This window comes from Rhizobium sp. 10PS4 (genome assembly GCF_032464805.1).
Lineage (GTDB): Bacteria > Pseudomonadota > Alphaproteobacteria > Rhizobiales > Rhizobiaceae > Rhizobium > Rhizobium laguerreae.
The window spans coordinates 142307-160666 of sequence record NZ_JAWDIW010000008.1 but is presented as its reverse complement, the minus strand read 5'-3'; the positions used below and the strand labels follow the sequence as shown (position 1 = coordinate 160666).

18 protein-coding genes are annotated in these 18360 nt (G+C 61.0%); 7 read left to right on the top strand and 11 right to left on the bottom strand.

The annotated features are described in order from the left end of the window. Nucleotides 1-39: 39 nt before the first annotated feature. The 3 genes from rnd to RWJ89_RS16995 form a co-directional block, all read right to left on the bottom strand. Entirely contained in the window at nucleotides 40-1185 is a 1146-nt protein-coding gene (rnd, locus tag RWJ89_RS17005; RefSeq protein ID WP_017959852.1) for a ribonuclease D, read from the bottom strand. A 163-nt stretch (nucleotides 1186-1348) separates the two neighbouring features. Next, nucleotides 1349-2740 carry a multicopper oxidase family protein gene (locus RWJ89_RS17000; protein ID WP_316031164.1) on the bottom strand — a complete coding sequence of 464 codons (1392 nt, stop codon included), beginning with the start codon at nucleotides 2738-2740 and terminating at the stop codon, nucleotides 1349-1351. A 33-nt stretch (nucleotides 2741-2773) separates the two neighbouring features. After that, entirely contained in the window at nucleotides 2774-2908 is a 135-nt protein-coding gene (locus RWJ89_RS16995; RefSeq protein WP_260682799.1) for a hypothetical protein, read from the bottom strand. Between the two features lie 87 nt (nucleotides 2909-2995). On the opposite strand from RWJ89_RS16995, the gene aspS reads away from it, so the two are divergent. Further along, nucleotides 2996-4786 (top strand): aspartate--tRNA ligase, encoded by a 1791-nt coding sequence (gene aspS / locus RWJ89_RS16990; protein WP_168254986.1) that lies wholly within the window; start codon nucleotides 2996-2998, stop codon nucleotides 4784-4786. Nucleotides 4787-4849: 63 nt separating this feature from the next. On the opposite strand, the gene RWJ89_RS16985 is transcribed toward aspS, so the two are convergent. Further along, complete coding sequence (locus RWJ89_RS16985) at nucleotides 4850-6016, bottom strand: serine hydrolase domain-containing protein (protein WP_316031163.1); 1167 nt, start codon at nucleotides 6014-6016, stop codon at nucleotides 4850-4852. Between the two features lie 66 nt (nucleotides 6017-6082). Here RWJ89_RS16985 and RWJ89_RS16980 point away from each other — a divergent pair, with 66 nt between their 5' ends. After that, on the top strand, nucleotides 6083-6724 hold the full coding sequence (locus tag RWJ89_RS16980) for a TetR/AcrR family transcriptional regulator (RefSeq protein WP_222383539.1): 642 nt from the start codon (nucleotides 6083-6085) through the stop codon (nucleotides 6722-6724). Nucleotides 6725-6783: 59 nt separating this feature from the next. On the opposite strand, the gene RWJ89_RS16975 is transcribed toward RWJ89_RS16980, so the two are convergent. After that, nucleotides 6784-7971, bottom strand: a complete 1188-nt coding sequence (locus RWJ89_RS16975) for a hypothetical protein (RefSeq protein ID WP_221946256.1) — start codon at nucleotides 7969-7971, stop codon at nucleotides 6784-6786. Between the two features lie 235 nt (nucleotides 7972-8206). Between RWJ89_RS16975 and parC the strand changes: the two genes are divergently transcribed. Continuing rightward, nucleotides 8207-10462 carry a DNA topoisomerase IV subunit A gene (gene parC, locus RWJ89_RS16970; RefSeq protein WP_168254977.1) on the top strand — a complete coding sequence of 752 codons (2256 nt, stop codon included), beginning with the start codon at nucleotides 8207-8209 and terminating at the stop codon, nucleotides 10460-10462. 157 nt (nucleotides 10463-10619) lie between these two features. Next, the gene (locus RWJ89_RS16965) at nucleotides 10620-11078 is read left to right on the top strand and encodes an SRPBCC family protein (RefSeq protein ID WP_020049402.1); all 459 of its coding nucleotides are present in this window, start codon (nucleotides 10620-10622) and stop codon (nucleotides 11076-11078) included. Here RWJ89_RS16965 and RWJ89_RS16960 read toward each other — a convergent pair. The 6 genes from RWJ89_RS16960 to hemB all read right to left on the bottom strand — a co-directional run bounded on the left by RWJ89_RS16960 (nucleotide 11062) and on the right by hemB (nucleotide 15170). Beyond that, nucleotides 11062-11457 carry a type II toxin-antitoxin system death-on-curing family toxin gene (locus RWJ89_RS16960; RefSeq protein WP_316031162.1) on the bottom strand — a complete coding sequence of 132 codons (396 nt, stop codon included), beginning with the start codon at nucleotides 11455-11457 and terminating at the stop codon, nucleotides 11062-11064. The two genes, RWJ89_RS16965 and RWJ89_RS16960, sit on opposite strands and share 17 nt — an antisense overlap. Continuing rightward, on the bottom strand, nucleotides 11457-11678 hold the full coding sequence (locus RWJ89_RS16955; protein WP_003547144.1) for an AbrB/MazE/SpoVT family DNA-binding domain-containing protein: 222 nt from the start codon (nucleotides 11676-11678) through the stop codon (nucleotides 11457-11459). Before RWJ89_RS16955 ends, RWJ89_RS16960 begins: the two co-directional genes overlap by 1 nt. 57 nt (nucleotides 11679-11735) lie before the next feature. Next, nucleotides 11736-12623 (bottom strand): DMT family transporter, encoded by an 888-nt coding sequence (locus tag RWJ89_RS16950; RefSeq protein ID WP_131664274.1) that lies wholly within the window; start codon nucleotides 12621-12623, stop codon nucleotides 11736-11738. Next, entirely contained in the window at nucleotides 12624-13400 is a 777-nt protein-coding gene (locus RWJ89_RS16945; protein ID WP_168303769.1) for an arginyltransferase, read from the bottom strand. A gap of 194 nt (nucleotides 13401-13594) precedes the next feature. Further along, nucleotides 13595-14053 carry an RDD family protein gene (locus tag RWJ89_RS16940; protein ID WP_003547150.1) on the bottom strand — a complete coding sequence of 153 codons (459 nt, stop codon included), beginning with the start codon at nucleotides 14051-14053 and terminating at the stop codon, nucleotides 13595-13597. A gap of 103 nt (nucleotides 14054-14156) precedes the next feature. Next, nucleotides 14157-15170 carry a porphobilinogen synthase gene (gene hemB / locus RWJ89_RS16935; protein ID WP_206989509.1) on the bottom strand — a complete coding sequence of 338 codons (1014 nt, stop codon included), beginning with the start codon at nucleotides 15168-15170 and terminating at the stop codon, nucleotides 14157-14159. A 232-nt stretch (nucleotides 15171-15402) separates the two neighbouring features. Between hemB and RWJ89_RS16930 the strand changes: the two genes are divergently transcribed. The 3 genes from RWJ89_RS16930 to RWJ89_RS16920 all read left to right on the top strand — a co-directional run bounded on the left by RWJ89_RS16930 (nucleotide 15403) and on the right by RWJ89_RS16920 (nucleotide 18232). Beyond that, complete coding sequence (locus RWJ89_RS16930) at nucleotides 15403-15840, top strand: DUF6163 family protein (protein WP_062940717.1); 438 nt, start codon at nucleotides 15403-15405, stop codon at nucleotides 15838-15840. 128 nt (nucleotides 15841-15968) lie between these two features. After that, nucleotides 15969-16484: a transcriptional regulator LdtR gene (ldtR, locus tag RWJ89_RS16925; RefSeq protein ID WP_003547156.1), complete on the top strand. Its 516-nt coding sequence runs from the start codon at nucleotides 15969-15971 to the stop codon at nucleotides 16482-16484. A 446-nt stretch (nucleotides 16485-16930) separates the two neighbouring features. Continuing rightward, nucleotides 16931-18232 carry a L,D-transpeptidase family protein gene (locus RWJ89_RS16920; protein WP_020049414.1) on the top strand — a complete coding sequence of 434 codons (1302 nt, stop codon included), beginning with the start codon at nucleotides 16931-16933 and terminating at the stop codon, nucleotides 18230-18232. Nucleotides 18233-18360: the final 128 nt, after the last annotated feature.

The following is an 18360-nucleotide window of genomic DNA, read 5'->3' as shown; positions in this document are numbered from 1 at the left end:
AGGCCGGAAAAAACCGTCAAGCGAATTCGAATAGGGATCTCAGAGGCTGACGGTTTCGACCTTCCGGTCGACGAAGCGCAGAGCGATCGCGCCTTGGATCAGTTGCAGTGCCGGCTCGCCGAAAAGATCGCGCCGCCAGCCGTGCAGGGCGGCGACTTCGGCCTTCTCGCCCTCGGCGGCGATCCTGTCGAGATCCTCGCTATTGGCGATCACCTTCGGCGCCACGCCGTGTTTTTCCGAAATCAGCTTCAGCAGAACCTTCAACAATTCGACGGCGGCAGCGGCCCCTTCGGGCGCCTGCGCCTGGCGTGGCACATGCGGCATATCGGCCTTCGGTAGAGCAAGCGCGGTGTTGACGGCCTCGATGACCGCGGCGCCGGAAGTCGAACGCTCCCAACCTTTCGGAATGGTGCGCAGACGGCCGAGCGCCTCGGTATCCTTGGGCTGCTGCTGGGCGATCTCATAGATCGCATCATCCTTCAGCACCCGCGAACGCGGCACGTTGCGGGCCCGAGCCTCGCGTTCACGCCAGGCGGCGACATATTTCAGGATCGCCAGCTCCTGCGGCTTGCGCAGACGCATCTTCAGCCGCTGCCAGGCATCGTCTGGATGCATGTCGTAGGTTTCGCGCGACTCCAGGATGTCCATTTCCTCAGAGAGCCAGGAGGTGCGGCCTTCGCGCTCGAGTTCCGCCTTCAGCGACAGGTAGACGTCGCGCAGGTGAGTGACGTCGGCCAGCGCATAATCCAGCTGCTTGTCCGAGAGCGGCCGGCGGCTCCAGTCGGTGAAGCGCGACGACTTGTCGATATGGACGTTCTTGATGCGGCTGACCAACTGGTCATAGGAGACGCTGTCGCCGAAGCCGCAGACCATGGCGGCGACCTGCGTGTCGAAGATCGGATGCGGTATGAGATTGCCGCGATTGAAGATGATTTCGATGTCCTGGCGGGCTGCATGAAAGACCTTCAGCACCTTCGTATCGGCCATCAGCTCGAAGAAGGGGGCGAGATCGATGCCCTTGGCCAGCGGATCGACGAGAACCTCCGTCGTCGGGCTTGCCATCTGGATCAGGCAGAGCTCCGGCCAGAAGGTCGTTTCGCGCAGAAATTCGGTGTCGATGGTGATGAAGTCGGACTTGGCCAGCTCTTTGCAGGCGGCCGCCAAATCGGCGGTGGTTTCGATCATATCAATTCATTCGCAAGGAAAAGGTCGGTTAAACCTTCCTTCTCCTTTCGGTTCGATATGTCAATACAACAGCATACGCTTCGAGCATTGCTGGCTAAGAATCACGTCCAAACTGAAGCACGGCGCGATGCACGGCGGCAATCGCGGTGAAAGTGCAGCAGTCTCAGCTTACCCTGAGATAGCTCGTCATCCCCGTCTTCTGATGCTCGATGATATGGCAGTGCAGCAGCCAGTCGCCGGGATTGTCGGCAACGAAGGCAAGCTGCACCTTCTCGTCCGGCTGGATGAGATAGGTATCGGACACCAGCGGCATCACCTCCCGCGTCGAGGAGGAGATCACCGTGAAGCTCATCCCGTGCAGATGGATCGGATGCGCATGCGGCGTGGTATTCTCCAGATTGAAGACATAGCTCTTGCCGAGCTTCAATTCCGCAAGCGGCGCCGTCGGATCGGGCGTATCGCCCGGCCAAGGCACCTTGTTGATGGCCCAGAAACTGTAGCCGAGCGTGCCGCAGATGCTTTCGACGGCGGCATTTTCGGCAGTGGCGCTCAGTATCAGGGGGATCTGCTCGGCGGCGGTTAGATCGGCCTTCGGGACGGGATTGTCGACAAGCGGCCCGAGATCGCCGATATCGCGCTTCAACGATGATCCGACCGCGCGCAGGCTGGCGATCGTCTTCGGGGCCGTGCCGCGGATATCCTCGAGCGTCGCGACTGCGCCTTCAGCATCCGGCATGCGCACGGCAAGGTCGAGCCGTTGACCCGGTCCGATCTGCAGGAGGCCGAGGGGAAAACGCTTCGGCACCGGATTACCGTCGATCGCGATAACGGTGGCCTCGGCGCCTTGCATCCTCAGCGAGAAGATCCGCGTCACGTCGGTGACCGCAATGCGCAGCCGCACCAGCCCGCCGGCCGGCGCGTCGTATCGCGGCTCTTGGTGCCAGTTGGCGGTGCGCACCGTGCCGTAGGTGCCGGTCTTGGCAGCGTCGCGCGGCCGGAAGGGGGCGATGAATTGTCCGTCGCCGCCGAGCCGCCAGTCGCGCAGGTTCAGCACCACCTCGGCATCGAATTCCGGATCGGCCGGATCTTCGACGACGATGACACCTGTCATCCCTTGCCCCATCTGCGTCAGCGTGTTGCAATGCGGATGGTACCAGAAGGTGCCGGCATCGGGCGGCGTGAAGGCATAGTCGAAGCTGTCGCCGGTATAGACATAGGGCTGCGTCATGAACGGCACGCCGTCCATGCCGTTGTCGATGCGAAGCCCGTGCCAGTGGATCGTCGTCGGCTCGTCGAGCCCGTTTTTCAACCGCGCCGCATAGGGCCGCCCCTTCCTCATCCTGAGAATCGGCGGCATGCCGTCATGGCCCCAGCTCATGATATCCCTGGTTGGTCCCGCCTCAGTCAGCATAACCTCGGTCTTCACCGCCGTCAGCAGCTGCGGCTCGGGAGCCGCCGCGGCAAATCCGAATTTACCGGCAATGCCGATGCCGACGCCATAGGCACCCGCAACAGCGGATGCCTTCAAGAGGTTGCGTCGGTTAAGGAGAGGCATGCGGATGCTCCACGGTGAGAAATGCCGATCCTTTTAAAGTTGACCGGCATCTTCATCAATACGGGAAGCGTAGCCAAACTGCCGCAGCATACCGGCCGCAGCCTCGCCATAAACGCGTGTCAAACGCTCGGCCGCGTGCGCCAAGCCTTGACAAATCGGAGCGTCCATGCGCTTTTCCGCCCGATTTTCTTGTCGGCGCTTGAGGGTCTTGGAACCCTTGCTGCCGTCTTAAGCCACATGCCAGGATTTGAGATCATGCATCGCTATCGCAGCCACACATGCGCCGCCCTCCGCAAGTCGGATGTCGGCTCGACCGTCCGTATCTCCGGCTGGGTTCACCGCGTTCGCGACCATGGCGGCGTTCTCTTCATCGATCTTCGCGACCATTACGGCATCACCCAGGTCGTTGCCGATCCCGATAGCCCGGCCTTCAAGATGGCGGAAACCGTGCGTGGCGAATGGGTCATCCGTATCGATGGCCTCGTCAAGGCCCGCACCGAAGATACCGTCAACAAGACCATGGCGACCGGCGAGATCGAGCTCTACGCACAGGAGATCGAAATCCTCTCCGCCGCCAAGGAGTTGCCGCTGCCGGTCTTCGGCGAGCCGGACTATCCCGAAGACGTCCGCCTGAAGTATCGTTTCCTCGATCTTCGCCGCGAAACGCTGCACCGGAACATCGTCAAGCGCACCCAGGTCATCTCCGCCATGCGCCGCGAAATGGGCAATGTCGGCTTCACCGAATATACGACCCCGATCCTGACCGCCTCCTCGCCGGAAGGCGCGCGCGACTTCCTCGTGCCGTCGCGCATCCATCCCGGCACTTTCTATGCCTTGCCGCAGGCGCCGCAGCAGTACAAACAGCTTCTGATGGTTGCCGGCTTCGACCGTTATTTCCAGATCGCGCCGTGCTTCCGCGACGAAGACCCGCGTGCCGATCGCCTGCCGGGTGAATTCTACCAGCTCGACCTCGAAATGAGCTTCGTCACCCAGGAAGACGTCTGGGACACGATGGGTCCGCTGATGACCTCGATCTTCGAGGAATTCGCCGAAGGCAAGCCGGTCACCAAGGAATGGCCGCGCATCCCCTATGACGAGGCGATCCGCAAATATGGCTCCGACAAGCCCGATCTGCGCAACCCGATCGTCATGCAGGCCGTGACCGAGCATTTCGCCGGCTCCGGCTTCAAGGTTTTCGCAGGCATGATCGCCTCCAACCCGAAGGTCGAGATCTGGGCGATTCCGGCCAAGACCGGTGGTTCCAGAGCGTTCTGCGATCGCATGAATGCCTGGGCGCAGTCGACGGGTCAGCCTGGCCTCGGTTACATCTTCTGGCGCAAGGAAGGTGACAAGCTCGAGGGCGCCGGCCCGCTGGCAAAGAACATCGGCGAGGAGCGCACCGACGCGATCCGGACCCAGCTCGGCCTCGATGACGGTGACGCCTGCTTCTTCGTTGCAGGCGATCCGGCGAAGTTCTACAAGTTTGCCGGTGAAGCCCGCACCAAGGCCGGCGAAGAGCTGAACCTTGTCGATCGCGACCGTTTCGAACTCTGCTGGATCGTCGACTTCCCGTTCTTCGAATGGAGCGAGGAAGAAAAGAAGGTCGATTTCGCCCACAATCCATTCTCGATGCCGCAGGGCGGCCTCGACGCGCTTCAGAACCAGGATCCGCTGACCATCAAGGCGTTCCAGTACGACGCCGTCTGCAACGGCTTCGAAATCGCCTCGGGCTCGATCCGTAACCAGTCACCGGAAACCATGGTCGCCGCCTTCGAGAAGGTCGGCCTCAGCCAGCAGGATGTCGAGGATCGTTTCGGCGGCCTCTACCGCGCCTTCCAGTATGGCGCCCCCCCGCATGGTGGCGCCGCCTTCGGTATCGACCGTATCGTCATGCTGCTCGTCGGCGCGAAGAACCTGCGCGAAATCTCGCTCTTCCCGATGAACCAGCAGGCCCAGGACCTGCTGATGGGCGCGCCGAGCCCGGCAGCGCCGACGCAGCTGCGCGAGCTGTCGATCCGGCCGATCCCGCCCGTCAAGAAAGATTGAGATCGCCTGATCCCGAATGCAAAAGCCCGGCAAATCGCCGGGCTTTTCTGTTGGTTTGGTCACTCACAATGCCGCGTAGATCGCCTCGCGAAGATCGACCGTGAATTTTCCCCACATGCCTTCAAGCGTCGTGTTGGTCAGCGCAACGACGGTCAACCCGTTGACCGGATCGATGAACCAGCTATGGCCGTAGACGCCGCCCCATTTCAACGTGCCGGTGGGGAAGGGGACGCCTGCCTCGGCCGGATTGGTGATGACCGACCAGCCGAAGCCAAAGCCGGAGCCGGGTTCGTGCTGCTGGCGACGCCCGTCGGCCTGGTCCGTCATCATCATCCCTACGGTTTCAGTCGAGAGCAGCGGTGCGCCACCCCTACGGATGGTTTCGAGTATGGCCAGGATATTACCCGCCGTTCCCGCCATGCCGGCGCCGCCGGAATGATAGGAGGCGGGGTCGAAGATGCGGTTCGGCGCAAAGCGGATCGGACCCATCAGCGACATCACCAGCGCAGTCTCGCCCATCAGCGCCGGTTCGGGTGAAGCGTCCATATAGGCCGCTGCCAGCCGGCTGTGGTCTCGAATCGAAAACGCGGTATCGGCAAGTCCAAGCGGTTTCGTCACCAGTTCGGCGACGGCCTCGCCCAGCGGCGCGCCGGTTTCCGCCTCGATGACGCCGCCCAGAACATCCATGGCGACGGAATATTGCCAGTCGCTGCCCGGCGCGAAGCGCAGTGGCGTGCTGGCGATCCGCCGCAGGTTCTCGGCCAGCGGCAGCCCGGGTTTGTCGAGGCCGTCGGAAACGCTGGCGCGGGTATAAGAATCGTCCTCTTCGAAGAAGCTGTAGCTGAGTCCCGACGTATGGGTCAGCAGGTGGCGGATGCGAATGGTTGCTTCACTGCCGTCAGGCAGCCTCGGCCGGAAGTCCGGCAGCCATCTCGTCACCGGGTCGTCGAGCCCGATTCTTCCCTGCTCGACGAGCCGCATTGCGGCGATGGTGACGATCGGCTTGGTGATGGAGGCAAGCCTGAAGATGGTGTCCTCGCGCATCGCCAGACCGCTTTCGCGGTCGGCAAGGCCGGCGGCGCGGCGATGGACGATCTCTCCGTCGCGGGCGATAAGCACCACCGTTCCAACAAGCCGTTTGTCGTCGAGAGCACTTGTGATGGCCGCATCGACTGCAGCTGCAAGCGATGAATTCCTGTCGGCGTCTGCCATTTCGAGGGGAAGACTCATCAGATTAAACCTTCTATAATCACAATGACCGTTCCTGAATACAGAAAGCTGCCTCGAATTTCTAGAGTGATCATTGTGAAAAATAGCCGAGACGTGGAAAATTCTACCGCCCGCCGCCGCGGCCGTCCGCCGGCCTTCGACCGCGAGACCGTTCTCTCGGCGGCGCGCGAGACTTTCTGGGAGCATGGATATGAGGGCGCCTCGATCGCCGATCTCACTGCCGCCATGGGTATCACGCCGCAAAGCCTCTATGCCGCCTTCAACTCGAAGGCCGATCTCTACCGCGCCGCGCTGGAGCAATACCGAGGGCTGGGCGCCGACACTTTTTCTGCGCTTGGCGAGCCGATCGACACCGTCTCCGCCTTCGAGCGCATATTGCGGGGCTCGGCTGAGATTTTCTCGGCGCCGGAGCATCCGAAAGGCTGCATGATCTCGACGGCTGTGCTGAACTGCGCCAGCGAGAACGAGGTGATCGCCGACCATGTTGCGGCGCTGCGCCGTCGGTCGCTGGACGCTTTCACGGCGAGGATCGAGCGTGGCATCCACGAGGGCGACATGAAGCCACAGACGACTCCCCGCGCGCTGGCACGGTTCCTCGGTGCCATCATTCAGGGCATGTCGGTGCAGGCGAGGGATGGCGCATCGCTAGAGGAGTTGCTTGATATCGCAGTCCTCGCCATCGCCGAGGTCGCCCGTCATCGCGCATGAAAACGAAAAGGCCCGGCAGTACCGAACTGCCGGGCCTTTTCGTCGCGAGATCGAAGCGATCAGTCGTTGGCGGTAACCTTGACGCCAAGCACCTGCGGCAGCGTGTTCGGAGCGCCCATGGCGGCGCCCACGATCGTCGGGAACGGCACCGGCTTTTCAGGAGCGGCCTTGACGGTCAGGCTCTTCGGATCGTCGAGGAAGGTGTTGACCGCAGCCGAAATGGCGTTTTGCAGTTCCGGGATATTGAGCTGCGCCAGCATGATCGGCGTCATCGCCTTCAACGAATCCGCCATCTGCTTGCCGGATATGTTCTGCTGTGAACCGGCATAATCGAGCGCGCGCTTGGTGATCGAGGCGTCTTCGAAACGCACCTGCGCGGCCTCGAAGGACAACTGCTGCATCAGGCCGAGCATGGCAAGGCCAAGCGCTTGTTGCGACTCTTCCTTGTTCGGGTTGGCTTCGGATTGCTTCATCGCATCCTGCAGCGACTTCACGAAGGCCATCGTGTAGCCCGAGATCTTGAAGCCAAGGTTCAGCTTGCCGATGTTGGTGAAGTCGAAGGCGAATTCCGAAATGTCGATCGTGCCGGGGGCAAGTTCCCAGGCACCCTTCATGGTGATGTCGCCCTGGATGTGCTGCAGGGCCAGCTTCTCGATTGCGTCCTTGCTCTGCGGATCCTCGGCTTTGCTGAGATCGGCTTTCATGCTTTTGAAGGCGCCGTCGAAATCGAAGCCGGATTCGTCTTCGCGCAGCGTCAGGTTGACGTCGCTTTCGAGCACCGAGAACAATTCCGCCCCATCCTTGACCACCTTCAGCGGGCCGGTATGGGCAGTTTCGTAGAGCATCATGGTATCGAGCGTGTCGCCGCCCGGCGTTGCCGGGATCGAGATGCCGCCGAGCGTCAGCTCCTGCGCCGTGACCGTGACGCCGTCTTTCGTGGTGTTGATATCGGGGAAGGCGGCCTCTTCGATGTAATAGCCGCCATCCTCGTCTTCTTCGACGCCGGAAAGAGTGACTTCGCCAACGGCCAGGCTTTCGCCACCGGCCGATTTGACGCTGACATTCTTCAGCGTCGCGGTCGTGCCGTCGATATCGACGCTGTCAGCCGAAATCGTTCCGCCTTGTGCGGCATAGGCGGCATTGAGCTTCTTCAGCAGATCGGCGCCGTCGAGAGCGAAAGCCGAGCCGGCAAGCGAGAAAAAGGCTGCGCTCGATAGCATCAGCCGCGTTGTCCGGTAAAAGTTCATGGGGTGATTCCTCTGGTGGCGTGGTGGCGGTTGGAAATCTGCAGTGACGCTACTACGGATTGGACCTGCTTTATATTTGCCGACCTCTAAATTTTTGTTGAGAGGAACGGCAAACGAAGTCCAAATTGCGGCGGCGCGTTTGTCTCATCCTTTGATGTCGGTCCGAAGACTTCATCCACAGCCGTAATGGCCCCGATTCCTTGCCCGCCGGCCTCTTCTGAGCTAGTCAGAACCTATGGGACAAGAGATTTTGCCGCCTTCAGGCGGAGACGATGATCACATCCAGCCGGTCGACCTCAAGGCGGCGCTCGAGCAGCGTTACCTTGCCTATGCGTTGTCGACCATCATGCACCGCGCCTTGCCTGACGTGCGCGACGGGCTGAAGCCTGTCCATCGCCGCATCGTCTATGCGATGAACGAGATGGGGCTGAGGCCGAACTCGGCCTTCAGGAAATGCGCCAAGATCGTCGGCGAGGTGATGGGTAACTACCATCCGCACGGCGACCAGTCGATTTACGATGCGCTTGCCCGTCTCGCCCAGGACTTCTCGCAGCGCTACACGCTGGTCAACGGCCAGGGCAATTTCGGCAATATCGACGGCGATAGCCCCGCCGCCATGCGTTACACCGAATCGAAGATGACGGCGGTTTCCGAACTGCTGCTCGAAGGCATCGATCAGGATGCCGTCGATTTCCGCGACACTTACGACGAATCGAATTCCGAGCCGGTCGTCCTTCCCGGCGCCTTTCCGAACCTGCTCGCCAACGGCTCCTCCGGCATCGCCGTCGGCATGGCGACCTCGATCCCGTCGCACAATGCTCACGAGCTTTGCGACGCCGCCCTGCATCTGATTAAACATCCCGATGCGACCGTCGAAAAGCTCGTCGAATTCATTCCCGGCCCGGATTTCCCCACCGGCGGCATTATCATCGACAACCGCGACAGCATCATCGAGAGCTACCGCACCGGCCGCGGCGGTTTCCGCGTGCGGGCGAAATGGCAGACGGAAGATCTCGGCCGCGGCGGTTACCAGATCGTCATTACCGAAATTCCCTTCCAGGTGCAGAAATCGCGGCTGATCGAGAAGATCGCCGAGCTGCTGATCGCCCGCAAGCTGCCGCTGCTGGAAGATATCCGCGACGAATCGGCCGAAGACATTCGTGTCGTGCTGGTGCCGAAGACCCGCAGCGTCGATCCGACGATCCTGATGGAATCGATGTTCAAGCTGACGGAGCTCGAAAGCCGCTTCCCGCTCAACATGAACGTGCTCTCCATGGGCCGCATCCCGCGGGTCATGGCACTGAACGAGGTGCTGAAGGAGTGGCTGGATCACCGCCGCGAAGTCCTGCAGCGCCGTTCGCGCTTCCGTCTGGCAGCAATCGACAGACGCCTCGAAATCCTCAGCGGCCTGCTGGTCGCCTACCTCAACATCGACGAGGTCATCCGCATCATCCGCGAGGAGGACGAGCCGAAGCCGGTGATGATGGCGCGCTGGGATCTCACCGACAATCAGGTCGAGGCGATCCTCAATATGCGGTTGCGCGCCTTGCGCAAGCTGGAAGAGTTCGAAATCCGCAAGGAATTCGACGAACTCACCAAGGAGAAGGGCGAGATCGAGGCGTTGCTTTCCTCCGACGACAAGCAGTGGCAGACGGTCGCCTGGGAAATCGGTGAAGTGAAGAAGAAATTCGCCAAGGCGACCGAGGTCGGCCGCCGCCGCACCCAGTTTGCCGACGCGCCCGAGACCGACGAGGAAGCAATTCAGCAGGCGATGATCGAGAAGGAACCGATCACCGTCGTCATTTCCGAAAAGGGCTGGATCCGCGCGTTGAAGGGCCATATCGCCGATACGGCGGCGCTGACCTTCAAGGAAGGCGACGGCTTGAGGATCGCCTTCCCGGCGCAGACGACGGACAAGATCCTGATCGTCACCACCGGCGGCAAGGCCTTCACGCTCGGTGGCGACAAGCTGCCGGGCGGCCGCGGTCACGGCGAGCCGCTGCGCATCATCGTCGATATGGATAACGACCAGGCGGTGCTGACCGCTTTCGTCCATGATCCCTCGCGCAAGCAGCTGATTGTCTCGACAGCCGGCAACGGCTTCGTCGTTCCCGAAGCCGAGCTGGTCGCCAATACCCGCAAGGGCAAGCAGATCATGAACGTCGCGCTGCCCGAGGAAACGCAGCTGCTCGTGCCCGTCAGCGGCGACCATGTCGCCGTTGTCGGGGAAAATCGCAAGCTGCTGGTCTTCCCCTTAGCGCAAGTGCCGGAAATGTCGCGCGGCAAGGGCGTGCGTCTGCAGCGCTACAAGGATGGCGGCATTTCCGATGTCCGCTGCTTCGCGATATCAGACGGCCTCGTCTGGGAAGACAGCGCCGGCCGCACGTTCACGAAGAACAAGGACGAACTTGCCGAATGGTTGGCCGACCGCGCCACCGCCGGCCGCACCGTGCCGAAGGGTTTTCCGCGCAGCGGCAAATTCGCCGGCTGAGGCCTAAAAATTCCGCGCCCTCTCTTGGCGGGCGCGGCAATGCCTCTATCTCAATCCTGTTAGCAAAAATAAGAGAAGGCCGGCTCCGAAGGCGGACGGAATGGCCGTGGCCCGTGCGCTTGGGGAAAGTGCGCGCGCCCTTAACGGAGGAAAATCGATGCCCGCCAGCACCATCAAATTGCATGTCAGCCACACCTACAAAGCGCCGCCCGCTGTCGTCTACGACGCCTGGCTCAACCCCGAAATCGCCCGCCGTTTCCTGTTTGCGACCGATGACGGTCATGTCATTCGCGCCGATATCGATCCGCGTGTCGGCGGCCGTTTCTTCGTCGTCGACCGCCGCCCGACCGGCGACGCTTTTCATCAGGGCGTTTTCCTGGAATTGAAGCGCCCGCAGCGCATGGTCTTCAGCTTTTCCGTCGAGGAGCATGATCACAATTGCGACCGCGTCGAGATCGACATCGAGCCTCTCGACGGCGGCAGTCGTCTGACACTGACCCATGAAATGTGCGCCGAATGGGCAGAACAGGAGGAAAAGACTCGGAAAGGTTGGGCTCATGTGGTCGAGGGGCTTGGCAGGGAACTGGAGCAGCAGCAGTTCAAGGCGACGGGTTGAGCGGTATGCAGAAATCCCGCAGGAAGCGGGTCGCACCTTCTTCGTCGATCTCGCCGGCGGCGACGGCAAGAACGAAAGCGTAGAGATTCGCATCGGTCGTTTCGATCTCGTAGCTGTTTTCGAGAAGGAACACACCGGCGGTTACGATCGCGATCCGCTTGTTACCGTCGACGAATGCGTGGTTGCGGGCAAGGCCGAAAAGATAGGCAGCGGCGAGTTCGATGACGTTGTCGCAGCCATAATTTGCCTTGTGCATCGGCCGGCCGAGAGCCGATTCCAGCGCGCCTTCGTTACGCAGTCCTGCGAGACCGCCGAAGCGCTCGATCTGCATTTTCTGCAGGCTCTCCACCAATGGTCTCATCAGGAACTTGAAGGCCATTATTCGGCCAGCTTTTTCAAGGCGACCTTATACTTGTCCATGAAATATCGCGCCGCCTCGAGTTGACGAGACAAATCCTCATCGGCCGGCTTCAAAGTGATGCCTCCGTTTTCCATCTGCAATTCCAATGAATCACCGGTCTTCAATCCAAGACGGTCGAGGGTTTCCTTAGGGATGATAATACCCTCGGAATTGCCGATCTTGCGGATTGTGACGTTCATCGCTTTGTCCTCTGTGGTAACGGAGTTATAACATGAGGTCGAGCAGACGACAATGTCTTAACCCGCCATTTGCCTGATGCTTCTTCTTTGCACCATCCAGACGGAATGCGCTGCGATCGCCATCACCAGGATGCCGCCGCCGACCAGCGTCATCGGCGCCGGCGTTTCCGCAAAGATCAGCCAGACCCAGATCGGTGCGAGCACGGTTTCGAGGAGGTAGAACATGCCCACCTCCGGCGCGGAGAGGTAACGCGGCCCGGTCGCCAGACACCAGAGGGCAAGCGGCATCATGACCGCGCCGTTAAAGAGGATCCAGGCCGGATGCTCGATCGAAAAACCGCCTGCCGGCATGATTAAGATCAGGCCGACCGCCGCCGGCAGCACCGTCGAAAGCAGCGAGACAAAGCCCATCTCCCGGCGCGATGCGCGGCTGATGGTGATGGCGGCGGCAATGATGAAGGCGGTAAGCAGCGCCATAATATCGCCGAAGAGATGGCCGCCCGAAAGCCCGTCCCGCACGATCAGGCCGACGCCGAAGATCATCGCCGCCATGGCGATCAGCGTTGCCAGCGCCGGCCGCTCCTTGAGGAAAATCCAGGAAAGAAGCGCGGCGAACATCGGATTGAAGGCGACGATGAAAACGACATTCGCCGTCGAGGTGTTGAAAACGGCGAGAAGGAAGACCACCGTCGTCAGGCCGTAGAGCAGACCGGTGACGAGGCCCGGCCAGCCCGGCACCAGCAGCGGCCAGCGCCCATTGGCGATCCTGAGCACTGTGGCGACCAGAAGCGTCACGCCAAGGGTCGCGATGCTTCTCGCGGCCAGGATCGACCACAGCTCGCCGTCGGCGAGCCTCATCAGCGGGATATCCACAGAAAGCGCCAGCCCGCCGATCGCCGTCAGCAGCAGGCCCTTCCGATGGTCGGAAAGAGCGGTGGGGAACATTCAGTCGTGGGTGCTCTCGGGCATGGATGAGGGATCGAAGCGTTCCCAGCCGCGCGGGGTCAGATGCTCCTGCGGCTGGAAGCGCGTCTTGTAGTCCATTTTCCGCGACCCTTGAACCCAGTAGCCCAGGTAGACATGCGGCAGTCCCAGCGCTTTCGTGCGCCTGACATGATCGAGAATCATGAAGGTGCCGAGCGAACGCCGCTCGAGTGCCGGATTGAAATAGGAATAGACCATCGACAGCCCGTCGCTCATCGTGTCGGTCAGCGCAGCGCCAAGCAGCTCGCCCTTCGGGCGCTGCTCCAGTCCCGAGCCTTCCTCACGCAGGCGATATTCGATGATTCTCGTATTCACATGCGTGTCTTCCACCATGATGGCATAGTCGAGCACGGTCATGTCGGACATGCCGCCCTGCTGGTGGCGAAAATCGAGATAGCGTCGGAAGAGCGAATATTGCTCGCTGGAAGGCTGGGCTGCGAATTCGGTAGCGATGACGTCGGAATTAGCGGCAAGCACCCGCTTCATCGATTTCGTCGGTTCGAATTCCTCGGCGAGAATTCGCACGGAAACACAGGCGCGACAGGATTCGCAGGCCGGGCGATAAGCGATGTTCTGCGAGCGGCGAAAACCGCCCTGCGTCAGGATGTCGTTCATCTCGGCGGCGCGCGGGCCGACCAGATGGGTGAACACCTTGCGCTCCATCTCATGCGGCAGGTACGGACACGCAGCCGGAGCCGTCAGATAAAACTGCGGGGATGGCGTTGTCTGCGTATTCATTTGTCGCGGAAATTTCCTTGTCGAGACCGTGCCGTTTCCTGACAGCATGACCTAAGAATAAAAAACGTCAACAGCCGGGCGCTTTTCGCCCTTCATATCAGTCTTCTAATTTCAGATATGGAGCGCCTGCGCCCACCGGCAAAGGGAGGGCGGAGACTTTATTTGGTCTCCGCCCCGGGGTCGCAGTTAGTGTCTCAGGCCGTGCGCACCGTCGCCGTGCCCACAAGCAGGTCGTGAACGAGACGGCTGCGTTCGATGAACAGGCCGGCAAGCAGGATGAGCGGTGTCAGTACCGAGTTGAGGATCCAGAACAGTGCCAGATGCACGATCGCTGTCATGAAATCCATCGGCCGTCCGTCGACGCGCACGATCGCAATTCCCATGGCGCGCATGCCGAGCGAGGCCTGGCTCGGCCCGCCCACCGTCAGGCCGAAGTAAATGCCGGCGACGATGACGAAGAGGGCAGGGTAGAGAAAGAAGCCGAGCCCCAGCGTGACGATCGACAGGAAGAACAGCACGATCGCCGCGGGAATGCAGAGCAGCGCCACGATGACGTAGTCGAGGATGAAGGCGAAGACCCGGCGGCTCAACACGCCGCTATAGGCGCGCCAGTCCTCCGGTGCGGCATAAAGCGGATTAGGGTTGTAGCTCATCTCAATCTCCTCAGGAAAAGCGATGCCGCTGATATGGTATCGGCAGGGCCAAATGCAATAATCTGCCCTGGGTGCGGATGATTTTAGGCCGGATCGGCCAGAATCAGCGTTTGATGAGAATCTTCGCCACTTCGACCGCGAAATAGGTGAGGACGCCGTCGCAGCCCGCCCGCTTGAACGACAGCAGCGTTTCGAGCATCGCCCGCTCGCCATCGATCCAGCCATTCATCGCCGCCGCCTTGATCTGCGTATATTCGCCGGAGACCTGGTAGGCGAAGGTCGGCAGGCCGAAGGCCTCCTTCATCCGCCAGCAGATATCGAGATAGGGCAGGCCGGGCTTGACCATCAGCATGTCGGCGCCTTCCTCGACGTCGAGGGCAGCGTCGCGGATCGCCTCGGTGCCGTTGGCGGGGTCGATATAATAGGTCTTCTTGTCGCCTTTCAGCAGCCCGCCCGTCGAGATCGCCTCGCGATAGGGACCGTAGAAGGCGGAGGCGAATTTCGTCGCATAGCTCATGATGCCGACGCTCTGGTGGCCGGCCGCATCGAGCGCCATGCGGATCGCGCCGATGCGTCCGTCCATCATCTCAGACGGCGCGATGATGTCGGCGCCGGCATCCGCCTGCATCACGGCGGCGCGCGCCACCTGGTCGACCGTCTCGTCATTGACGATCTCGCCGCCTCTGAGAATGCCGTCATGGCCGTGGCTGGTGAAGGGATCGAGCGCGACGTCGGTAATGATGCCGATATTAGGCACTGCCTTCTTGATCGCCGCCGTCGCCTGATTGATCAGGTTGTTGGCTTCGAGGCTGTTCGAGCCGGTCTCGTCGCGCAGCTCCATCTCGATATTCGGAAAGGTGGCGAGTGCGGGAATGCCGAGGCCGGCGGCTTCCCGCGCCGCTTCGACGGCCTTGTCGATGCTCATGCGGTTGACGCCCGGCATGGCCGGGATCGGATCGATGATGCCGGAACCTGGTACGATGAAGATCGGCCAGATCAGGTCATCGACCGTCAGCCGGTTCTCCTGCACCAGCCGGCGCGTCCAATCCGCCTTGCGGTTGCGCCGCATGCGGCGATGGCCGGTGATGTCGTCGACGAGATGCGTCCTGTCCTGCATGATATCTGTCCCTGGCCCATTCCATTTATCGGAGCGCTCATTATCATGGCGCCTGGAAAATCCAAACCGGACGATTGGCCGCGGCGGAAGAACCTCTGGCGCATGATGCCGATAATCGGAATCGATTTTTCGGGGGTATGCGCAAACTCAAAGTGATAAAGCGTTCTCCAGCGCGTCTGTCGGACACGCGGCGTTCTTTATGAAGATGCAACCCCAAACCGATGTCTGCGCTATGGAAACCGATACCCCGACGATACCGAAACGCACACTGGCGGATATCCTCTTCATTCTCTTCCTGAGACTGGTTGCCTTATCCTGCTTCTGGTTCGGCCTGCAATACTGGGCGATGCTCGTCGGCTATTCGCTGGTCGGCGCCGGCCGCTTCGATCTTTTGAGCCTGCCGTGGAAGGTGGCGAGCACCAGCCTCGCCGTGCTCTTCCCCGTCGCCTCCCTCGGCCTCTGGCTCACCGTCTCCTGGGGGCCCGTCATCTGGGTGCTGGCCGCCGGCGGACAAATCCTCATGTATGGCCTGCTGCCGGATATTTTCGGCCCCAACCAGCTGATCATCCTGCTGCATGTCATCGTCGCCGTGGTTTACCTGATTTTCCGCCTGCTGCTCTGGCTGGAAAAGCGCCGGCATCGCCGCCAGGTAAGTGTTGATTTACCCTGAGACAACGTGGAGTTACCGGTAAGGCTCCGTTAAGCCTGCGGTTTAAGTCGAATTTTATATGTATTCGATAGGGTCTCACTCAAGGCGGGAAGAAAACACACCGCTAAACAAACAGTGAGGCAGTCAATATGAACACGAAAATCAAGCCGCAGGCGGTATCGACCTTCCGTGACCAGCAGGACCACGACATCCGTGATCTTTACATGGAATCCCTTCATCTCGTTGAACGTCTGCACCGTCGTCTTCTCGACGTCATCAAGGACGAATTCGACCGTCAGGGTCGCAGCGACGTCAACGCCATCCAGGCGCTGCTCCTTTTCAACATCGGCAATTCCGAGCTGACCGCCGGCGAGCTGCGCTCGCGTGGCTACTATCTCGGCTCCAACGTCTCCTACAACGTCAAGAAGCTGGTCGATCTCGGCTTCATCAACCACCAGCGCTCGCGCATCGACCGCCGCTCGGTCCGCATCAGCCTGACCGAAACCGGCCAGGACATCGCCGAAACGGTGGCCAAGCTCTACGAACGCCACATCGCCTCGATCGACAAGGTCGGCGGCATCGGCACGGACGAGTTCACCCAGATGAACAAACTGCTCCAGCGTCTGGACCGTTTCTGGAACGATCAGATTTTGTATCGCCTTTAAGACCCCTGACCTCCTTCCAGGGTTGACCAAAACCGGATGCGGCCCTGCGTGTCCGGTTTTGCCGTTTGCTCTTGCGTGGCACCTTTGCAACGCAGGGCGGGCCAAGCGGTCTCGCGTGTTTTCAAGCCGTTTTTTAGCCGTTATTAACCGGCACGCTTTACCCCGTCATATGGTTCGTTGCGTCCTGTTTCCGGCAGTCGGCATGTCCGTCTTCCGGCCCGGCAACACGAATTGGCCATATTGGTGTGGCAGCGGAAGGCCTAACAACCGGCGCTTTCAATAGACCGATCAGGAATGTTCAGGCTGCCGCATCGCAATCTTGTGATGGGGCAAGCGGAATTTTTCGGTGCGCCGGGACAACGAATGGACTGGGATCTGCGTTAAAGCGCAGTGATATCGCAAAAGGCCGCAGATTCTCTTTATAGCGGCATTCAGTGGTTGGGACTATGTCGAAGAAAAACGGAATTGAAGCTCTCTCGCGCCGCGCCTTCCTTGCGTCCGCGGCAACGGTTGGCGCCGGCGCGCTTGCCGCGCCGGCATTCGCGCAATCGGCGCTCGATACGCTGATCAATGCGCCGCGCCGCGGCAACTGGGACGACCAGTTTGACGCCAAGGCGGCGTCGCGCACAGCGACCGCCATGGTTTCCAACACGCCGATCCTCGGACCGCAATCGGTCGCGAGCGCGCAGCAGGCAATTATGCAGTATCAGCAGATCGCCGCAGCCGGCGGCTGGCCTGAGGTCAACCCCGGTGACCAGCGCCTCCAGCTCGGCGTCAGCTCTCCCGCCGTCCAGGCGCTGCGCCAGCGCCTTGCGATCACCGGCGATCTGCCACGCGAGGCCGGCCTGTCCAACGCCTTCGATTCCTATGTCGACGGCGCCGTCAAGCGCTTCCAGGCGCGTCACGGCCTGCCGGCCGATGGCGTTATCGGCGAATTCACGCTGAAGGCGATGAACATCCCTGCCGATGTCCGCCTGCAGCAGCTGAACACCAATGTCGTCCGTTTGCAGACCTTCCCTGAAGACTTGGGCCGCCGTCACCTGATGGTCAACATCCCTGCCGCCTATGTGGAGGCTGTTGAAGACGGCAGTGTCGCGACGCGCCACACCGCGGTTGTCGGCCGTCTCAGCCGCCCGACGCATCTCGTCAATTCGAAGATCTACGAGGTCATCCTCAATCCTTATTGGACGGCACCACGCTCGATCGTCGAGAAAGACATCATGCCGCTGATGCGCAAGGATCCGACCTATCTCGAAAAGAATGCCATCCGCCTGCTCGACGGCAAGGGCAATGAAGTCGCCCCCGAGACCATCGACTGGAACGGCGAGGCGCCGAACCTGATGTTCCGCCAGGACCCCGGCAAAACCAATGCCATGGCGTCGACCAAGATCAACTTCTACAATAAAAACGGCGAGTACATGCACGACACGCCGCAGCAGGGCTTGTTCAACAAGCTGATGCGCTTTGAATCGTCGGGCTGCGTCCGCGTTCAGAACGTGCGCGACCTGACGAACTGGCTGCTGCGCGAGACCCCCGGCTGGAACCGCCAGCAGATGGAGCAGGTGATCGCAACCGGCGTCAACACGCCGATCAAACTCGCCGCGGAAGTTCCGGTCTATTTCGTCTATATCTCTGCCTGGGGCATGCCCGACGGCATCGTCCAGTTCCGCGACGACATCTATCAGATGGACGGCAATGCGGAGCTGGCGCTCGACACCACGGCTGGCATGGAACAGCCGGTCCAGTAAGCGGCGACCTCTGCCTCGCAATTCGAAAACCGCGCTTTTTTCGGCGCGGTTTTTTTATGGGCGGTAGAGGCACATCCTCGATGTGGTCGCTGGTATCGGCGCACCGCAGCCGCAAAAGAGCGTGAGCG